Here is a 14,995-nt window from a genome sequence, read left to right on the forward strand (position 1 = left end):
GGGACACCCCGGCGGGTTGCCCGCACTCAGACGAGCAAAGCGAGGTCGTCCCGATGGACGATCGGGCGCGGATTCTCCCATCCCTGTTTGAGCAGATCGTGGGCCGACATTCCCGCCATTGACGCAACCGTGTCGGAGTCGTAGGCGACGATGCCACGTGCCACCAGGCCCGCGGGCCCCGCGAGGTCGACGACGTCCCCCGAATCGAAGGTGCTGATGACCTGTCGGACGCCCGCCGACAGCAAGGACTTGTTCCGTTGGGTGATCGCCTCGACAGCGCCCTCGTCCAACAGGAGTTCCCCGCGAGAGGGTGCGGCGTGGGCGATCCACAGGATCCGCGAAGCAGGCCTCGATCCGGTCGGGGCGAACCACGTGCCGACCGACTCCCCCGCCAGCGCCGGACCCAAGTTGTCCGCGCACGTCAGCAGGACGCCGATCCCCGACGAGGTCGCCATTGTCGCCGCCTGGACCTTCGTCACCATCCCGCCGGAGCCGACTCTCGATCCGGCACCGCTGACCAGGACCGATCTCAGGTCGTCGCGAGAGGCCACCACCGGGATCAGCTCGGCACCGGGGCGCCCCGGAGGCGCAGTGAAAAGACCCTCAACATCGGTGAGCAGGACGAGGGCGTCCGCGGCGACCATCTGCGCGACATAGGACGCCAGACGGTCGTTGTCCCCGAAACGGACCTCGCGAGTGGCCACGGTGTCGTTCTCGTTGATGATCGGCACGACCCCGAAGCCCAACAACTTCTCCAGCGCCTGACGAGCGTTCGTGTAGTGGTCACGCCGCATGACGTCATCGGTGGTCAACAGGACTTGTGCAACGTGTCGATGATGCGATTGGAAGGCCGAGGACCACCGAGCCACCAGCAATCCCTGGCCCATCGAGGCGGCTGCCTGGACGCTGGCGAGATCGCGGGGGCGCGACGTCATCCCGAGCGGATCGAGACCGGCCGCCACCGCACCGGAAGAGACGATGAGGATCTCGCGCCCACCCTGACACCATTGCGCGGCGAGTCGGGCCACGACGTCGATCCGATTGAGGTTCAATCCCCCGTCCTCGCGAGTGAGCGAGGAGGATCCGATCTTGACGACAATACGGCGCGCACCCGCCAGCCCGGCGAAGACTCCGGCCCCGTCCTCCGACGTCGCGCGGTCCTGGCCGCTGGTCATCGCCGAGATCCCGACCCGCTCGAGTCGGAGCCGCCCTCGTTCGGGTCGGTCCACACGCCGGCCTCGCGCTCGGTCCACAGTTCTTCGCGCGCAACCGTCTTCGCGTCCATCGAGTCGTGGTAGCGCTCACGACGCTCACGACGGGACGGACGGTCATTACGCTCGACGCGCACATCCGTGCCGCGTTCCCCGAGCAGTTCGGGCCCTGTCGTCAGGCTCGGCTCCCAATCGAAGATCACGCCATCGTCCAGACCACCGATGACGACCGTGTCGCCTGCCGATGCTCCGGCGCGGACCAACTCGTCCTCGACGCCGACCGCCGCCAGACGATCCGCCAGATAACCGACGGCCTCATCATTGGAGAAGTCCGTCTGACGAACCCAGCGTTCCGGCTTGTCGCCGCGGACCTGGTAGACGGTCCCGCCATTCTTCTGGCGCCGCGTAACGGTGACCGCCACGCGCGCGCCGACGGCCTGCGGATGCAACACCGGACGCGACAAAGCAGCAGCGGGAATCTCCGCACGCTGGCGCTCGACCAACTGGGCGAGTCCAAAGGACAGTTCCTTGAGTCCCTCGTGAGTGACTGCGGACACCTCAAAGACCGGCCAGCCCAACTCCTCCAGGCTGGGACGCGCGATGTCCGCCAAGTCGCGTCCGTCGGGGACGTCGACCTTGTTGAGGACGACGACGCGGGGCCGCTCCATGATCGGCACATAGCCCTCGACCTCGCCGAGATCGCCCCGGTAGGCACCGAGTTCTTCCTCGATCGTTCGCAGATCGGACAGCGGATCACGGTCATAGTCGTAGGCGGCCGTATCGAGGACGTGGACGATGACGGCGCAGCGTTCGATATGGCGAAGGAACTCCAGCCCCAGGCCCTTGCCCGAGGATGCTCCGGGGATCAGACCAGGAACATCAGCCATTGTGAAGCGAGTGTCGCCGGCCTCGACGACGCCGAGATTCGGCACGAGCGTCGTGAAGGGATAGTCAGCGATCTTGGGCCGGGCCTGCGACATCGCGGCGATCAGCGAGGACTTGCCGGACGAAGGGAATCCGACGAGCGCCACGTCCGCGACCGACTTCAGCTCGAGGACGACGTCGCGTTCCTGGCCGGGTTCACCCAGTAGAGCAAAGCCCGGAGCCCGGCGCTTGGTCGAGGCCAGTGCGGCATTGCCGAGTCCTCCGCGACCTCCCTCGGCCACGACGAAACGCTCGCCCTCTCCGGTGAGGTCGGCCAGCAGCTCACCGGTTGGAGACTTGACGACCGTCCCGTCGGGGACGGACAGCACGATGTCCTCACCGGCCCGACCCTGTCGATAGTCGCCCATGCCCTGTGTTCCGTTGTCGGCCCGCTGATGAGGACTGTGGTGATAGGTCAACAGGGTCGTCACCTGGGGATCGACGACGAGGACGACGGAGCCGCCGTTGCCACCGTTGCCGCCATCGGGTCCACCCAACGGCTTGAACTTCTCACGGTGGACCGACGCGACGCCGTTCCCTCCGTCGCCGCCAGCGGCGTGGATGGTCACTCGGTCGACGAAGCTCGCCACGATGGTCTCCTGGTGATGGTCGGGATGAAATGAGAAAGGGGCGCCCGGCTCATGCCGGACGCCCCCATGACCGTGCGAGCTGTCAGGCCTCGACAGGCTCGGCAGGCTCAACGATGTTAACGACCCTGCGGTCACGACGCCGACCGAACTCGACGGCGCCCGCTTTGAGGGCGAACAGAGTGTCGTCCTTGCCGCGACCGACGTTGAGGCCGGGGTGGAAGTGGGTGCCACGCTGACGAACGATGATCTCGCCGGCGCTAACGACCTGGCCACCGTAACGCTTGACGCCGAGGCGCTGGGCATTCGAGTCGCGACCGTTGCGGGAGGATCCGAGACCCTTCTTGTGTGCCATCTCAGTGAGTGCTTTCTCTTCGGAGGACTCAGGCGATCTCGGTGACCTTGACCACCGACAGCTTCTGACGGTGACCCTGGCGCTTGCGGTAGCCGGTCTTGTTCTTGAACTTGATGATCGAGATCTTCGGCCCCTTGGCGGAGTCCACGACCTCAGCCTTGACCGTGACCTTCCCCAGGGCGTCCTTGTCGGTGGTGACTGCGTCACCGTCGACCAGCATCAGCGGCTGGAGTTCGATGCTGGAGCCGATCGCGTCGGACAGCTTGTCGACGACGACGACGTCACCGACGGACACCTTTTCCTGACGGCCGCCGGCCTTGACGATCGCGTAGACCACGTTGGAGCTCATCTCTGCTTGATTCGTATGGGACGGGACCACGCCCTCGACATCGGCCCGGAGGCCGGGAACTCGGAAGCGGAACCCGCTGGCGCGTGGGGCGCGCCGACGGTCCAATCTAGCCGATCGCGCACCGGGGCGGCAAGCCGATCTCGCCCCGGACGCGCGTCATGGCCTGTGCGATTCCACACCCACCGGGTTCACTCCTGCGACGGAGTGGCCTCGACCACTCCGGTGGAAGCCACTCGACGACGTCGCTTGCGCGGTGCCGCCTGTGTGACATGCGTATCGGGAAGGGCGATATCGTCGAGTGTCGTCGCCTTGTGTGTGCGCCCGGACTTGTCGCGGGTCATCACCGAGGTCGGTTCGGGATCGGCTTCGGGCGCCACCGGCGCAGACTCGCTCAGAGGCCCGACGACAGCTGTCGCTACCGCACGACGGCGGCGTGGTTTCTTGGCGGGCCCGGCGGTCTCGGCCGGCCCCGTGCTTCCCGTCTCCGGAGCGGGCGTCTCCGGGGCCTCGACGACCGCGGCCTTGGTGGTCCGCGACCGTGAGGCGGCGCGCCTGCGAGACCGCTTCGCGGTCGGGGCCGCACTTTCCTCAGGCTCGGGAGCCGCCGGGACCTCGGGCGTGGATTCCTCTGCGGCCACGGTGAGATCGACAGAGGTCTCCAGACTGGAAGGCCCGGAAGCAGGAGCGCCCGGATCGATGGTTCCGCCCGAGGTCGCCCGACGTCGGCGAGGCTTCCGCTTGGGCTTCACAGGCTCTGAGACCGTGTCTTCCGGCTCCACGGAAGCGCTCGGAGTCTCCGACTCGATCGTGGCGGGCACTCCCTCTGCGTCGGACAGCTTCTCGGTCTCCTTGGCGGGCGTGTGACCCGAGGCCGCAGCAATCGCAGACAGCGCCGTGCGAGTCTGCTCGGCGCCGGGACCCTCGACGGACTTGCGGGCCTCCTCGGAGCTCTTCTTCTGACGCTTCGAGCGCTGGTGTCCACCGGTGTGGTCCTCGGAACCGGTGTGCTCGACGGGATCGTGGTGGACGATGAACCCACGTCCCTCGCAGACCTCGCACGGCGTCGAGAACGCCTCAACGAGGCCCTCTCCCACACGCTTGCGCGTCATCTGGACCAAGCCGAGGGACGTGATCTCGGTGACCTGATGACGAGTGCGGTCTCTCCCGAGGCATTCGACGAGGCGACGCAGGACGAGATCACGGTTCGACTCAAGCACCATGTCGACGAAGTCCACGATGACGATGCCACCGATGTCGCGCAGGCGCAGCTGGCGCACGATCTCCTCGGCTGCCTCGAGGTTGTTACGGGTGACCGTCTCCTCAAGCGTGCCACCGGCTCCGATGTATTTGCCGGTGTTGACGTCGATGACCGTCATCGCCTCGGTGCGGTCGATGATCAGTGTGCCGCCACTGGGCAGCCAGACCTTGCGGTCCATGCCCTTGGCAAGCTGCTCGTCGACGCGGAAGGAATGGAAGACATCCTCGGTGTCGACCCACTGCTCGACGCGGTCCGACAACTCTGGCGAGCGGTCGTCGATGTAGGCCTTGACCGTTTCATGGGTCTCTGCGCCTTCGATGACCAGGCGGGTGAAGTCCTCGTTGAAGATGTCGCGGACCACGCGCAGGGCGAGCTCGGGCTCACCGCGCAGCAGAGTCGGTGCGGACTTCGTGTTTGTCTGCTTGCGCTCGATCTCCGTCCACTGGCGGACCAGGCGCTCGACGTCGTCGGAGAGCTGCTTGTCGGAGGCGCCCTCGGCTGCAGTGCGCACGATGACACCCGAGCCGGCGGGGACGACCTTCTTGAGGATCTTCTTCAAACGCTGGCGCTCTGGTTCGGGCAGTTTGCGGGAGATCCCCATCATCGACCCATGCGGGATGAGGACCAGGAAACGGCCGGCTAACGTGATCTGGCTGGTCAGGCGCGCGCCCTTGTGACCGATCGGGTCCTTCGTCACCTGCACGAGGATGGCGTCACCACTCCTGAGGGCGTTCTCGATACGCCGAGGGTGGCCTTCCAGACCGACGGCGTCCCAGTTGACCTCGCCGGCGTAGAGAACGGCATTGCGGCCGCGACCGATGTCAATGAAGGCAGCCTCCATCGAGGGCAGGACATTCTGGACTCGACCCAGGTAGATGTTGCCCACGGCCGACTGCTGGGTCCGTCGGGCGACGTAGTGCTCGACCAACAGATCGTCCTCAATGACGGCGATCTGGTCGAGGCCGTTGCGGTGACGGATGACCATCTGACGAGTGACGGACTCACGACGGGCCAGAAATTCGGACTCGGTGATGACGTGATGACGACGATCCTCACGACGACCCTCACGACGCCGCATCTTCTTGGCCTCCAGGCGCGTCGACCCCTTGAGGGCGCGAACCTGGTCGGAGGCCTCGCCCCCGAACTCGGTCGAGGAGGAGGAACGGGAACGACGGCGACGACGACGCTTGGTCGTCGACTCCCCTTCGGCCTCGTCCTCGACGGCATCCACGTCCGGGCCAGCTGCCTCGGGTTCGGACTTCTGCGCGTCACCGCCGTCCGATCCGGGGGGAGCTTCCTCCACGGATTCATTCTTCTGGGAATGCCGCGATCGACGCGTGTGCGCGCGAGGACGGGCTTCCTCGTCCTCGGTGGGCGGTTCTGCGGGCGCGTTCTCCCGCTCGGGCGCCGCCTCCTCAGGCTCACTCTCGGACGACACCGCGCGTGGCGCTCGCCGCGACGAGCGGCGTTTGCGGGGTGCAGACGGCTTCTCCTCGTCGGAAGGAGACCCTTTGACGGGTCCCGGTTCGACGAAAGTGGGCGGTTGGAAGGTCGGTGCCTGGAACAGCAGTGACGCCGCTCGGGTCTCGGGTGCCGACGGGGTCTCGGGGGTGGTGCTCACGGTTCTCCAATTGTGAGTGTCCCCCTCACACCTGAAGGACACCGGATGCTCGCCCGCTGGGGGCGGAAATCTGTCCAGGACCGCGCCTTGGTGCGGTGGTACTCAGGGCCCCGGCCGTCTCCGGCCGTTCGGCTCACCTGGCACGCTCGCCGCGGAGGTGCGTCCACGGCGTCCATGTTCGTCGTCATTGTCGCACATCACGGGGCTCCGAGTCGGGTGGGCTCGCTCACCGGCGACAGGATTCCCCGAACGTCACCGGCGGACGCCCCCACCGAGGTCTCCTCCACACGAAGCTTTCCAGCCGGTCGATGAATGAGTAGAATTTCTCAATCGGGGGTCGCATGTCATCCCCGTCGACCGGAAATTGTTTTCACTCTTTGGCCTCCGCAAACCCTCTTGATCAGCCCGGCGACGAGTGAGCCGACCTCGCGTCACATGTCCGTTCACACGCTCCGTTCGGCCACTAACCACTTGGTCAATGCGGTATCTTTTTGACATGGCGTCAGGACAGGCGGCCTGCCGCGTGCCCGCGCCGTCCAACTCCCTCACACCGGAAAGGCGAGCACCATGACACTCCTTCCGGCCGCACTCGATGCGGTGGCGCTGGGTCGGTGGCAGTTCGGTATCACAACCGTCTATCACTTCATCCTCGTGCCGCTCACCATCGGGTTGTCGCTCCTGGTTGCGATCATGCAAACGTTCTGGCACAGGTCCGGCAAGGACGCGTGGCTCCAAGCCACCCGGTTCTTCGGCAAGCTCCTTCTCATCAACTTCGCCTTGGGGGTTGCCACCGGCATCGTCCAGGAATTCCAGTTCGGCATGAACTGGTCCGAGTACTCCCGCTACGTCGGCGACATCTTCGGAGCACCCCTCGCCGTCGAGGCATTGCTTGCCTTCTTCCTCGAGTCGACGTTCCTGGGCCTGTGGATCTTCGGCTGGGGGAGGCTGTCCAAGGGATGGCACCTCGCCTGCATCTGGTTCGTCGCAATCGGCACGATGCTGTCGGCGGCCTGGATCCTCTCCGCGAATGCGTGGATGCAGCATCCGGTGGGGGCGACCTTCAATGCAACGACCGGCAGAGCCGAGCTCGACGGCGCCGCCGGATTCCTCAAAGTCATCACGAACTCCGTCTTCATCTGGGAGTTCAGCCACGTCATCACCTCCTCCTGGCTGGTCGCCGGCACGTTCGTCGCCGGATTGGCGATCTGGTGGATGGTGCGCGCCGCCCGTCGCGGTGGCGAGGCCGGCGAAACACAAGCACGTGAGGTCTGGCGCCCCATCGCCCTTTTCGGACTCGTGATCGTCATCATCGGCGGCCTGGGAACTGCTGGCACCGGACACATCCAGGGTCAGGAACTCGTCAGGGCCCAACCGATGAAGATGGCTGCGGCCGAAGGCGTGTGCGTCGACACGAAGGGCGCTGCCTTCACCATCGCCCAATTCGGGTCCTGCCCGCTGGGTGACGACGGCTCTGAACCGACCAAGTTCATCGAGGTTCCCGGAGTCTCCGCTTTCATGGCGACCAACAGCTTCTCTGGCACCGTCGAGGGAGTCAGCTCCGAGCAGGCTCGCCTGGTCGAGACCCTCAACGCGAACCCCGACTTCGTCGCCAAGTACGGCGACGCCTCGCAGTACGACTTCCGCCCCCCGCAGATGGTCGTCTTCTGGTCCTTCCGCATCATGATCGGTCTGGCCGGCTTCGCCGCCGTCCTCGCCCTGTGGGGACTGTGGGCGATGCGCAACGGGGCCGTGGCAACAAACAAGTGGCTCGGGATCTTCGCCCTGATCACGATCCCGACCCCCTTTCTGGCAGCCTCCTTCGGATGGATCTTCACCGAAATGGGTCGCCAACCTTGGGTGGTGGTCCCCAACCTCGACGCGTTGGCCGGCGGTGATGCCGTCGGCTCCGTGATGATGATGACCGAGTCGGGAATCTCGACGGCCGTCCCGGCGGGACAGGTCCTGGCGACGATGATCATCTTCACACTGCTCTACGCGGCGCTGGGCGTGGTCTGGTTCCTTCTCATCAAGCGCTACTCACTCGAAGGGATCCATTCGTCGGGGGACTCCGGGACGAGCGAGACCCAGGCTGCCCCCGGCGACGCTCCCGTCGGCGCCCTGTCGTTCGGTTACTGAGAGGAAACGGAGACATTCCCATGACACTCAGCATCCTCTGGTACATCCTCATCGCGGTCCTGTGGACCGGATACTTGGTCCTCGAGGGCTTCGACTTCGGCGTCGGCATGCTGCTGCACATCGTCGCCAAGAACGACCGCGAGCGCACCGCCGTCGTGCGCACGATCGGCCCACACTGGGACGGCAACGAGGTCTGGCTTCTCACGGCTGGTGGCGCGACCTTCGCGGCCTTCCCCGAGTGGTACGCAACGATGTTCTCGGGCATGTACCTGCCCCTGTTCATCATCCTCGTGCTCCTGATTCTGCGGATTACCGCCATCGAATGGCGCTCGAAGATCGCAACCGAGAAGTGGCGTGCGACCTGGGACTGGTTCCACACCGTCGCCGCCCTCGGAGTTCCGCTGCTGCTTGGCGTCGCCTTTGCGAATCTTGTCCAGGGCATGAAGATTGAGGTGATCGACCGCGCGACGCAGACCGCTGTTCCAGTCGCCGACGCCGCTGCGGCCGCTGCCACGTCGTCGCACCAGTTGACCGGTGGGTTCTTCTCCCTGCTGACTCCCTTCACTCTGCTGGGCGGAGTGGTCATCGTCGCGATCTGCCTGATGCATGGCGCCCAGTTCCTCACGCTGAAGACCGACGGGGTCATCCGCGAGCGCGCGAACGCCTTCATCGCGCCGGCCTCGGCCGTCTCGACGGTGCTGGCTGCTGTCTTAGTCCTGTGGGGCCAGTTCGCCCACACCGACAACCTGCTCGCCTGGATCCCGCTGGTCATCGCTGCCCTGTCGCTCATTGCATCGGCGGCGTTCTCCCAGGCCGCGACCCGGCGCGAGGGGCTCTCCTTCGTGCTTTCCTCGGTCGGCATCGCTGCGGCGGTCGCGTGGATCTTCTCCGCGATGGCTCCTGCGGTCATGAAGTCGAGCATCGATCCGGGCTACTCGCTGACGATCTCCCAGGCATCCTCCACCCAGGGCACCCTGACTGTGATGACCATTGTCGCGGTCTGCCTGGTCCCGATCGTCTTGATCTATACGGCGTGGTCGTACTGGGTCTTCCGCAAGCGCGTCACCCCCGGTGACGTCGACGCGAACGCTGGTCTGCTCCCCGACAAGATCAGGCTTGGCGAGAATTTCCTCACCGGCTGAGATCCAGCACGCTCTTCGGGCCCGTATCTCCTCGGGGGTGCGGGCCCGAAGTGTTGGACAGACCACGGATCGTCGAGCACGACACCCGGAAGACTGACGGTCCAACTGGCACAATAGTGGGGTGAGACCCCTTGACCCGCGACTAATGCGTTATGCACGGTCGTCTCGGGGATACATTGTCGCGACCGCTGTCTTCGGTCTCCTCACATCGATCCTCGTTATCGCCCAAGCCTTTCTGATCTCCCGTTCGCTCGCGCCCGTTGTCCGTGGAGCCTCCGAGCTGTCCGGCGTGTTCCGTCCCATCGGGATCCTTCTGATCGTCGTGCTCGTGCGCGGCCTGCTCGTGGCCGTGCGTGAGTCCCTGGCGCACCGCGCCGCCGATTCAGCAATCCGCGAGCTGCGCGGGGCGGTCATCTCCAAGGCTGAAAGGCTGGGGCCACGGTGGCGCGCCGCCCACGGCACGGACACCGCGACACTGGTGACCCGAGGGCTGCAGGACCTCGGCCCGTACTTCGTCGATTTCCTCCCCCAACTCCTTCTGTCGGCGACCGTCACCCCCTTGGTGCTCGCGACAATCCTCCTGCTCGATTTCTGGTCGGCCCTGATCGCGGCCCTCGTCATTCCACTGATCCCGCTGTTCATGATCCTCATCGGGCGCTTCACCCAGGACTCCTCCGAACGCAAGCTCGCCTCGATGGAGCGGCTCGGTTCCCAGATGCTCGACCTCATGGCCGGGCTGCCAACACTGCGTGGTCTGGGGCGCGAGGCCGGACCACGCGCCCACCTCAAGCGCCTCGGTGAGGAGAACACCCGCACGACCATGGCAACGCTGCGAGTCGCCTTCCTGTCGGGAGGTGTCCTTGAGTTCCTGACGACGCTGTCGGTCGCTCTCGTTGCCGTCGAGGTCGGGATGCGTCTGGTCAGCGGCAACATCGGCCTGGAGACCGGTCTGGCCGTCATCATGCTCGCCCCCGAGGTCTTCGAACCGCTGCGCCAGGTCGGCGCCCAGTTCCACGCCTCGGCCAACGGAGTCGCCGCCGCGAACTCCGCCTTCGACATCCTCGAGACTCCTGAGCGTCCCGACGGTCACGTTGCAGCTCCCGACCTGCACGGCTCCGAGATCGTCCTAAAGGACCTCTCGGTTGCGGCGCGCGGTGTCTGGGCCCCGCATTGCCTCGAGGCCGTCATCCGACCCGGGACCCTGGTCGCTCTGCGCGGGCCTTCGGGCGCGGGCAAGACGACAACGGCAATGGTCGCCCTCCGCTTGGAGGATCCGACGCTCGGCCACGTCCTCATCCGTCCCGCCCGGCCGGGACGTGGCGAGGACGAGGAGTCGGTCGACCTCGCGGACATTGAGGCCGCCTCCTGGTGGAGTCAGGTCTCGTGGGTCCCCCAGACCCCTGTCCTCCTGCCCGGAACTGTCCGCGAGGCACTTCCCGAGGACGTCGGGGCGACCGACCTCGCGCGTGCCGCCGGTTCGACCGGACTGGAGCAGGTCGTCGCCTCCCTCCCCCAGGGCTGGCAGACCCCGATCGGTCAGGGCGGTGTCGGGCTCTCCGTCGGTCAACGTCAGCGTCTGGCACTGACTCGCGCCCTCCTCGATGATGCGCCCCTGGTCGTCCTCGACGAACCGACAGCCCACCTCGACGCGATGAGCGAGGAAACGATCGTCGATGCCCTGCGCGCCATGCGGGCCGAAGGACGCACCATCCTGGTCATTGCCCACCGCGCCGCCGTCGTCGCGGCCGCCGATCACGTCATCGACGTCGTGGCGCGCCCGGCGACGCCCGCCGAGTTCGAGGCGCATCCCGAGCTCGGTCACATCGACGAACTCACGGACCTGCGAGTCGAGCTTCCGGGCTTCCTCGACGACTCGGAGATCGCGCCCGCTCCGTCCGGCACCCACCGGTCGGACCCGATGGCGGGAGGCGCCCGGTGAGGTTCCTGCTCACGGCCTCGGAGCGCCGATCCCTGCGCCGGGTCCTCGGGTTGCTCGACATCGACGCCCGAGGCGTCGTCCTGTCCGTCGTCCTGGGGTCCCTCGGGCTGGGCTCCGCCGTCGCTCTGTCCGCAACCTCGGCCTGGTTGATCGCGCGCGCCTCCCAACAACCCCCCGTTCTCTATCTGACGGTCGCGGCGGTCGCCGTCCGCATGTTCGGTATCCTGCGGGCCCTCATGCGTTACCTCCAACGCCTGGCCAGCCACAAAGTGGCGCTGACCGGCATGGACGCACTGAGACAGAATCTCTACGGCATTCTCTCGACCTCACGCGTCGACCGTGTCGTCGCCCTGCGCCGCGGCGATCTGCTGGCCCGCACCGGCGCCGACGTCGACGAGGTCGGCAACCTCGTCGTCAAATCGCTCCTCCCGGCGGCCGTCACTCTGCTCGTTGGTGTCGCAACCGTTGGGGGAATTGCGATGCTCTCCCCCGCCGCGGCCCTGATCCTGGCCATCTGCCTCCTGGTCTCCGGCGTCGTGACTCCGCTGCTGACCGGAAAAGCGACCCGCACGGTCGAGGCCGACTCCCGGAGTGCCCGCACCGGCTTGTCGGAGACGACGGTCAGCCTCATGGACGGCGCTGCGGAACTCCAGACCTCCGGACGCATCGACGGAATCCACACACACCTCGGCCGCATCGAGGACTCGCTGACCGATGCCACGGCCCGCGCCGCGCGTATCTCGGGCCTCGCCGCCGGAGTCGACCGTGCAGCGATGGGTCTGGCCGTCGTCGGAGCCCTGCTCGTCGGGATCCCGGAGACCACGGCCGGTCTCGTCGCAGCGGTCGCCCTCGCCGTCCTCGTCCTCACCCCCCTCGCCTCCTTCGAGGGCACCTCGGAGTTGTCGGCCGCGGCCTCCCAGCTGGTGCGCTCCGCCGCAGCAGCGGAGCGGATCGATCATCTGCTCGGCACCGATCGCCTCCCCGAGGAGCATCACCTGCCGACGGTTCCGCCGACCGGTCCCCGATTGGTCGTCCGGAACCTTGCCATCGGCTGGCCCGGAGGACCGATCATCGCCCGCGGCATCGACCTCGATCTGGAGGTCGGCTCGCACCTGGCAGTGGTCGGCCCGTCCGGCATCGGGAAGTCGACCCTGCTCTACACACTGGCCGGAATGCTGCCGCCCGTGGAGGGCACCGTCACGTTGGACGGAGCCGACGTGTGGGCGGCCGACCGCGGCGACGTCGCCTCCCGCGTGACGGTGACCGCCGAGGACGCCCACATCTTCGCCACGACCGTGTATGAGAACATCCGGGTGGCCGACGCCGACCTGACCCGTCCGGCGGCCGCGGACCTGCTGGATCGCGCCGGACTGTCGGAATGGTTGGGTGAGCTTCCCGCAGGACTCGACACGATGATCGGATCGGGTGGGACGACCGTCTCCGGAGGCGAGCGACGCCGACTGTTGCTCGCGCGCGCGCTGGCCTCTCCCGCTCCCTTGTTGCTGCTGGACGAACCCGCGGAGCATCTCGACCCGGATACCGCCGATGCGTTGATGGCCACCTTGCTCGGTCCCGAGGATTCAGCCCGTGGCGTCCTCGTCGTCACCCATCGGCTGTCCGGCCTCGCCGGAGCCGATGCGGTGCTGGTCCTCGATCATGCGGACTCCGCTGCGGATCTGTTCCCCGCGACGATCGTCGAACGAGGAACACATTCAGACCTGAGTTCCCACCGGACGAGCTATCGGTGGGCACTCGAACAGGAGGCACGATGAGCAGGGATCCACGAGATCTTGCTCTGCTCAAGGCGGCACTCGACCTCACCTCGAACCTGCACCTGAGGCCCGCTCTGCAGAACTTCGTCAACCAGGCCTGTCGTCTGACGGGCGCCCGCTATGGCGCTCTGTCCGTCCTCGACAACTGGGGCGAGACCTCGATGTTCATCCAACACGGGCTGTCGGAGGCCCGTGCCCAACGTCTGGGACACCCGCCCCTGGGGCACGGCCTGCTCGGGGAGATCCCCACCGAAGGCGCCCTCATCGTCAACGATCTCGCCCACTCCGACCACACTCCTGTCGCGCTTCCCCCCGGTCACCCCATCATGGAGAACTTCCTCGGAGTGCCGGTCCAGGTTCACGAGCAGGTCTACGGACGGCTCTATCTGTCCGACAAATTCGGTGGTTTCGATCAAAGTGACGTCGAGATCGTCTCCGCGCTGGCATCGGCTGCGGGGGTCGCGGTGGAGAACTCCGAGCTGTACGCCCAGGCTCGAAACCGAGAACGGTGGATCGCTGCCTCCCAATCCCTGACGACGACGATGCTCGAGGGCGCCGACGAGGAAGAGGCTCTGGCGCTGATCGCGAAGACCGTCCGAGAAGTCTCACGCGCGGACACCGCTCTGATCGTCCTGCCCTCCGTCGGCAACACGTGGGCCGGAGAGATCGCCGACGGGTACCACGCGGACCAACTAGTCGGCGTGGTCTTTCCACCCGAGGGACGGGCCATGTCCGTCCTGCGCGAGGAGACGGGCATGATCGTTGACTCGATGGCACGTGCCCAGACGATGCGCGTCCACCAATTCGCGGAGTTCGGGCCGGCTCTCTACGCACCCCTGCGCTCGCGCGGACAATCCTCCGGCGTGTTGATCCTGCTGCGCAAACCCGGCCGCCCCGAGTTCGACGGCTCGGACCTCCCGATGGCCGAGTCCCTCGCCTCACAGGCCACCCTCGCTCTGGAGCTGGCCTCCGCCAGGCACGCCGAAGACGTGGCGAACCTCCTCGACGAGCGCGACCGCATCGGCCGTGACCTCCATGATTTCGCGATCCAACAGCTCTTCGCTGCCGGAATGCAATTGGATGCCACCAAGCAGAAGGTCGGGACCGGCGAACTGACCCGGGACGAGATCATGGCATCGATTGACGAATCCCTCTCCCAGGTCGACGAATCAGTGCGCCAGATTCGCGCGATCGTCCACAACCTGCGCGAGCCGGACCAGAATGTCGGCGTGGTTGAGAGGATCCGACGCGAGGCTTCCCTGTCTCGTAATTTCCTCGGCTTCGCGCCTTCGCTGGTCATTTCCTTGAACGGAACCCCGATCAACGCCGTCGAAGCCGAGGAGGAAGCGATGATCGATCACGTCGAGGGATGCGTCGGACTCGATGTCTCCGACGACGTCGTCGCCGTCGTCCGTGAAGGGCTGTCGAACATCGCCCGTCACGCCCACGCCACCGCCGGGCGTGTCACCGTCGAGGTCGAGACGCCGGAAGAACCCGCCACCGACGGAATCCTCGGCGTGATCACCGTCTCGATCGCCGACGACGGCAAGGGCATCGACCCGAACCGCACCCGCAACTCGGGCCTGGGGAATCTCGCTGCTCGCGCCCGCCGTCACGGAGGGTCCTTCGCCTTCGGTCCCGGCATTGGGGGGTTGGGCACGGAGATCATCTGGACGGCGCCGCTCAAGCAGGAGTGAGGCG

Annotated in this window: 9 protein-coding genes and 1 pseudogene; 5 read left to right on the forward strand and 5 right to left on the reverse strand. The window is 66.4% G+C overall.

The window, feature by feature from the left end; genetic code table 11:
• Positions 1–26 precede the first annotated feature (26 nt).
• The 5 genes and pseudogenes from proB to VGC18_RS06640 all read right to left on the reverse strand — a co-directional run.
• A complete protein-coding gene (proB, locus tag VGC18_RS06620; protein ID WP_331095512.1) occupies positions 27–1,175 on the reverse strand; it encodes a glutamate 5-kinase in 1,149 nt (382 codons plus the stop codon).
• A complete protein-coding gene (obgE, locus tag VGC18_RS06625) occupies positions 1,172–2,725 on the reverse strand; it encodes a GTPase ObgE (protein ID WP_331095514.1) in 1,554 nt (517 codons plus the stop codon). The genes proB and obgE overlap by 4 nt, the downstream gene beginning before the upstream one ends.
• Positions 2,726–2,807: 82 nt before the next feature.
• A complete protein-coding gene (gene rpmA / locus VGC18_RS06630) occupies positions 2,808–3,077 on the reverse strand; it encodes a 50S ribosomal protein L27 (RefSeq protein WP_331095516.1) in 270 nt (89 codons plus the stop codon).
• 28 nt (positions 3,078–3,105) lie between these two features.
• On the reverse strand, positions 3,106–3,426 hold the full coding sequence (rplU, locus tag VGC18_RS06635; protein WP_331095518.1) for a 50S ribosomal protein L21: 321 nt from the start codon (positions 3,424–3,426) through the stop codon (positions 3,106–3,108).
• 188 nt (positions 3,427–3,614) lie between these two features.
• Positions 3,615–6,098: pseudogene (locus VGC18_RS06640) on the reverse strand (Rne/Rng family ribonuclease); the annotation flags it as partial.
• A 774-nt stretch (positions 6,099–6,872) separates the two neighbouring features.
• Here VGC18_RS06640 and VGC18_RS06645 point away from each other — a divergent pair.
• The 5 genes from VGC18_RS06645 (at position 6,873) to VGC18_RS06665 (ending at position 14,991) form a co-directional block, all read left to right on the forward strand.
• Positions 6,873–8,441, forward strand: coding sequence for a cytochrome ubiquinol oxidase subunit I (locus tag VGC18_RS06645; RefSeq protein WP_331095520.1), 1,569 nt, complete (start codon positions 6,873–6,875; stop codon positions 8,439–8,441).
• Between the two features lie 20 nt (positions 8,442–8,461).
• On the forward strand, positions 8,462–9,583 hold the full coding sequence (gene cydB, locus VGC18_RS06650) for a cytochrome d ubiquinol oxidase subunit II (RefSeq protein WP_331095522.1): 1,122 nt from the start codon (positions 8,462–8,464) through the stop codon (positions 9,581–9,583).
• A 145-nt stretch (positions 9,584–9,728) separates the two neighbouring features.
• Complete coding sequence (gene cydD / locus VGC18_RS06655) at positions 9,729–11,522, forward strand: thiol reductant ABC exporter subunit CydD (protein ID WP_331095557.1); 1,794 nt, start codon at positions 9,729–9,731, stop codon at positions 11,520–11,522.
• Positions 11,519–13,294, forward strand: coding sequence for a thiol reductant ABC exporter subunit CydC (gene cydC, locus VGC18_RS06660; protein ID WP_331095524.1), 1,776 nt, complete (start codon positions 11,519–11,521; stop codon positions 13,292–13,294). Before cydD ends, cydC begins: the two co-directional genes overlap by 4 nt.
• Positions 13,291–14,991 (forward strand): GAF domain-containing sensor histidine kinase, encoded by a 1,701-nt coding sequence (locus VGC18_RS06665; RefSeq protein ID WP_331095526.1) that lies wholly within the window; start codon positions 13,291–13,293, stop codon positions 14,989–14,991. Before cydC ends, VGC18_RS06665 begins: the two co-directional genes overlap by 4 nt.
• The last annotated feature ends 4 nt before the right edge of the window (positions 14,992–14,995 follow it).

The organism is Lacisediminihabitans sp. (assembly GCF_036404185.1).
Taxonomy (GTDB): domain Bacteria; phylum Actinomycetota; class Actinomycetes; order Actinomycetales; family Microbacteriaceae; genus Lacisediminihabitans.

What these genes read in the sequence shown, in the direction of transcription:
- proB (WP_331095512.1), bottom strand. Translation starts at nt 1,175, where the DNA reads ATGACCAGCGGCCAGGACCGCGCGACGTCGGAGGACGGGGCCGGAGTC.
- rpmA (WP_331095516.1), bottom strand. Translation starts at nt 3,077, where the DNA reads ATGGCACACAAGAAGGGTCTCGGATCCTCCCGCAACGGTCGCGACTCG.
- rplU (WP_331095518.1), bottom strand. Translation starts at nt 3,426, where the DNA reads ATGAGCTCCAACGTGGTCTACGCGATCGTCAAGGCCGGCGGCCGTCAG.
- VGC18_RS06645 (WP_331095520.1), top strand. Translation starts at nt 6,873, where the DNA reads ATGACACTCCTTCCGGCCGCACTCGATGCGGTGGCGCTGGGTCGGTGG.
- cydB (WP_331095522.1), top strand. Translation starts at nt 8,462, where the DNA reads ATGACACTCAGCATCCTCTGGTACATCCTCATCGCGGTCCTGTGGACC.
- cydD (WP_331095557.1), top strand. Translation starts at nt 9,729, where the DNA reads ATGCGTTATGCACGGTCGTCTCGGGGATACATTGTCGCGACCGCTGTC.
- VGC18_RS06665 (WP_331095526.1), top strand. Translation starts at nt 13,291, where the DNA reads ATGAGCAGGGATCCACGAGATCTTGCTCTGCTCAAGGCGGCACTCGAC.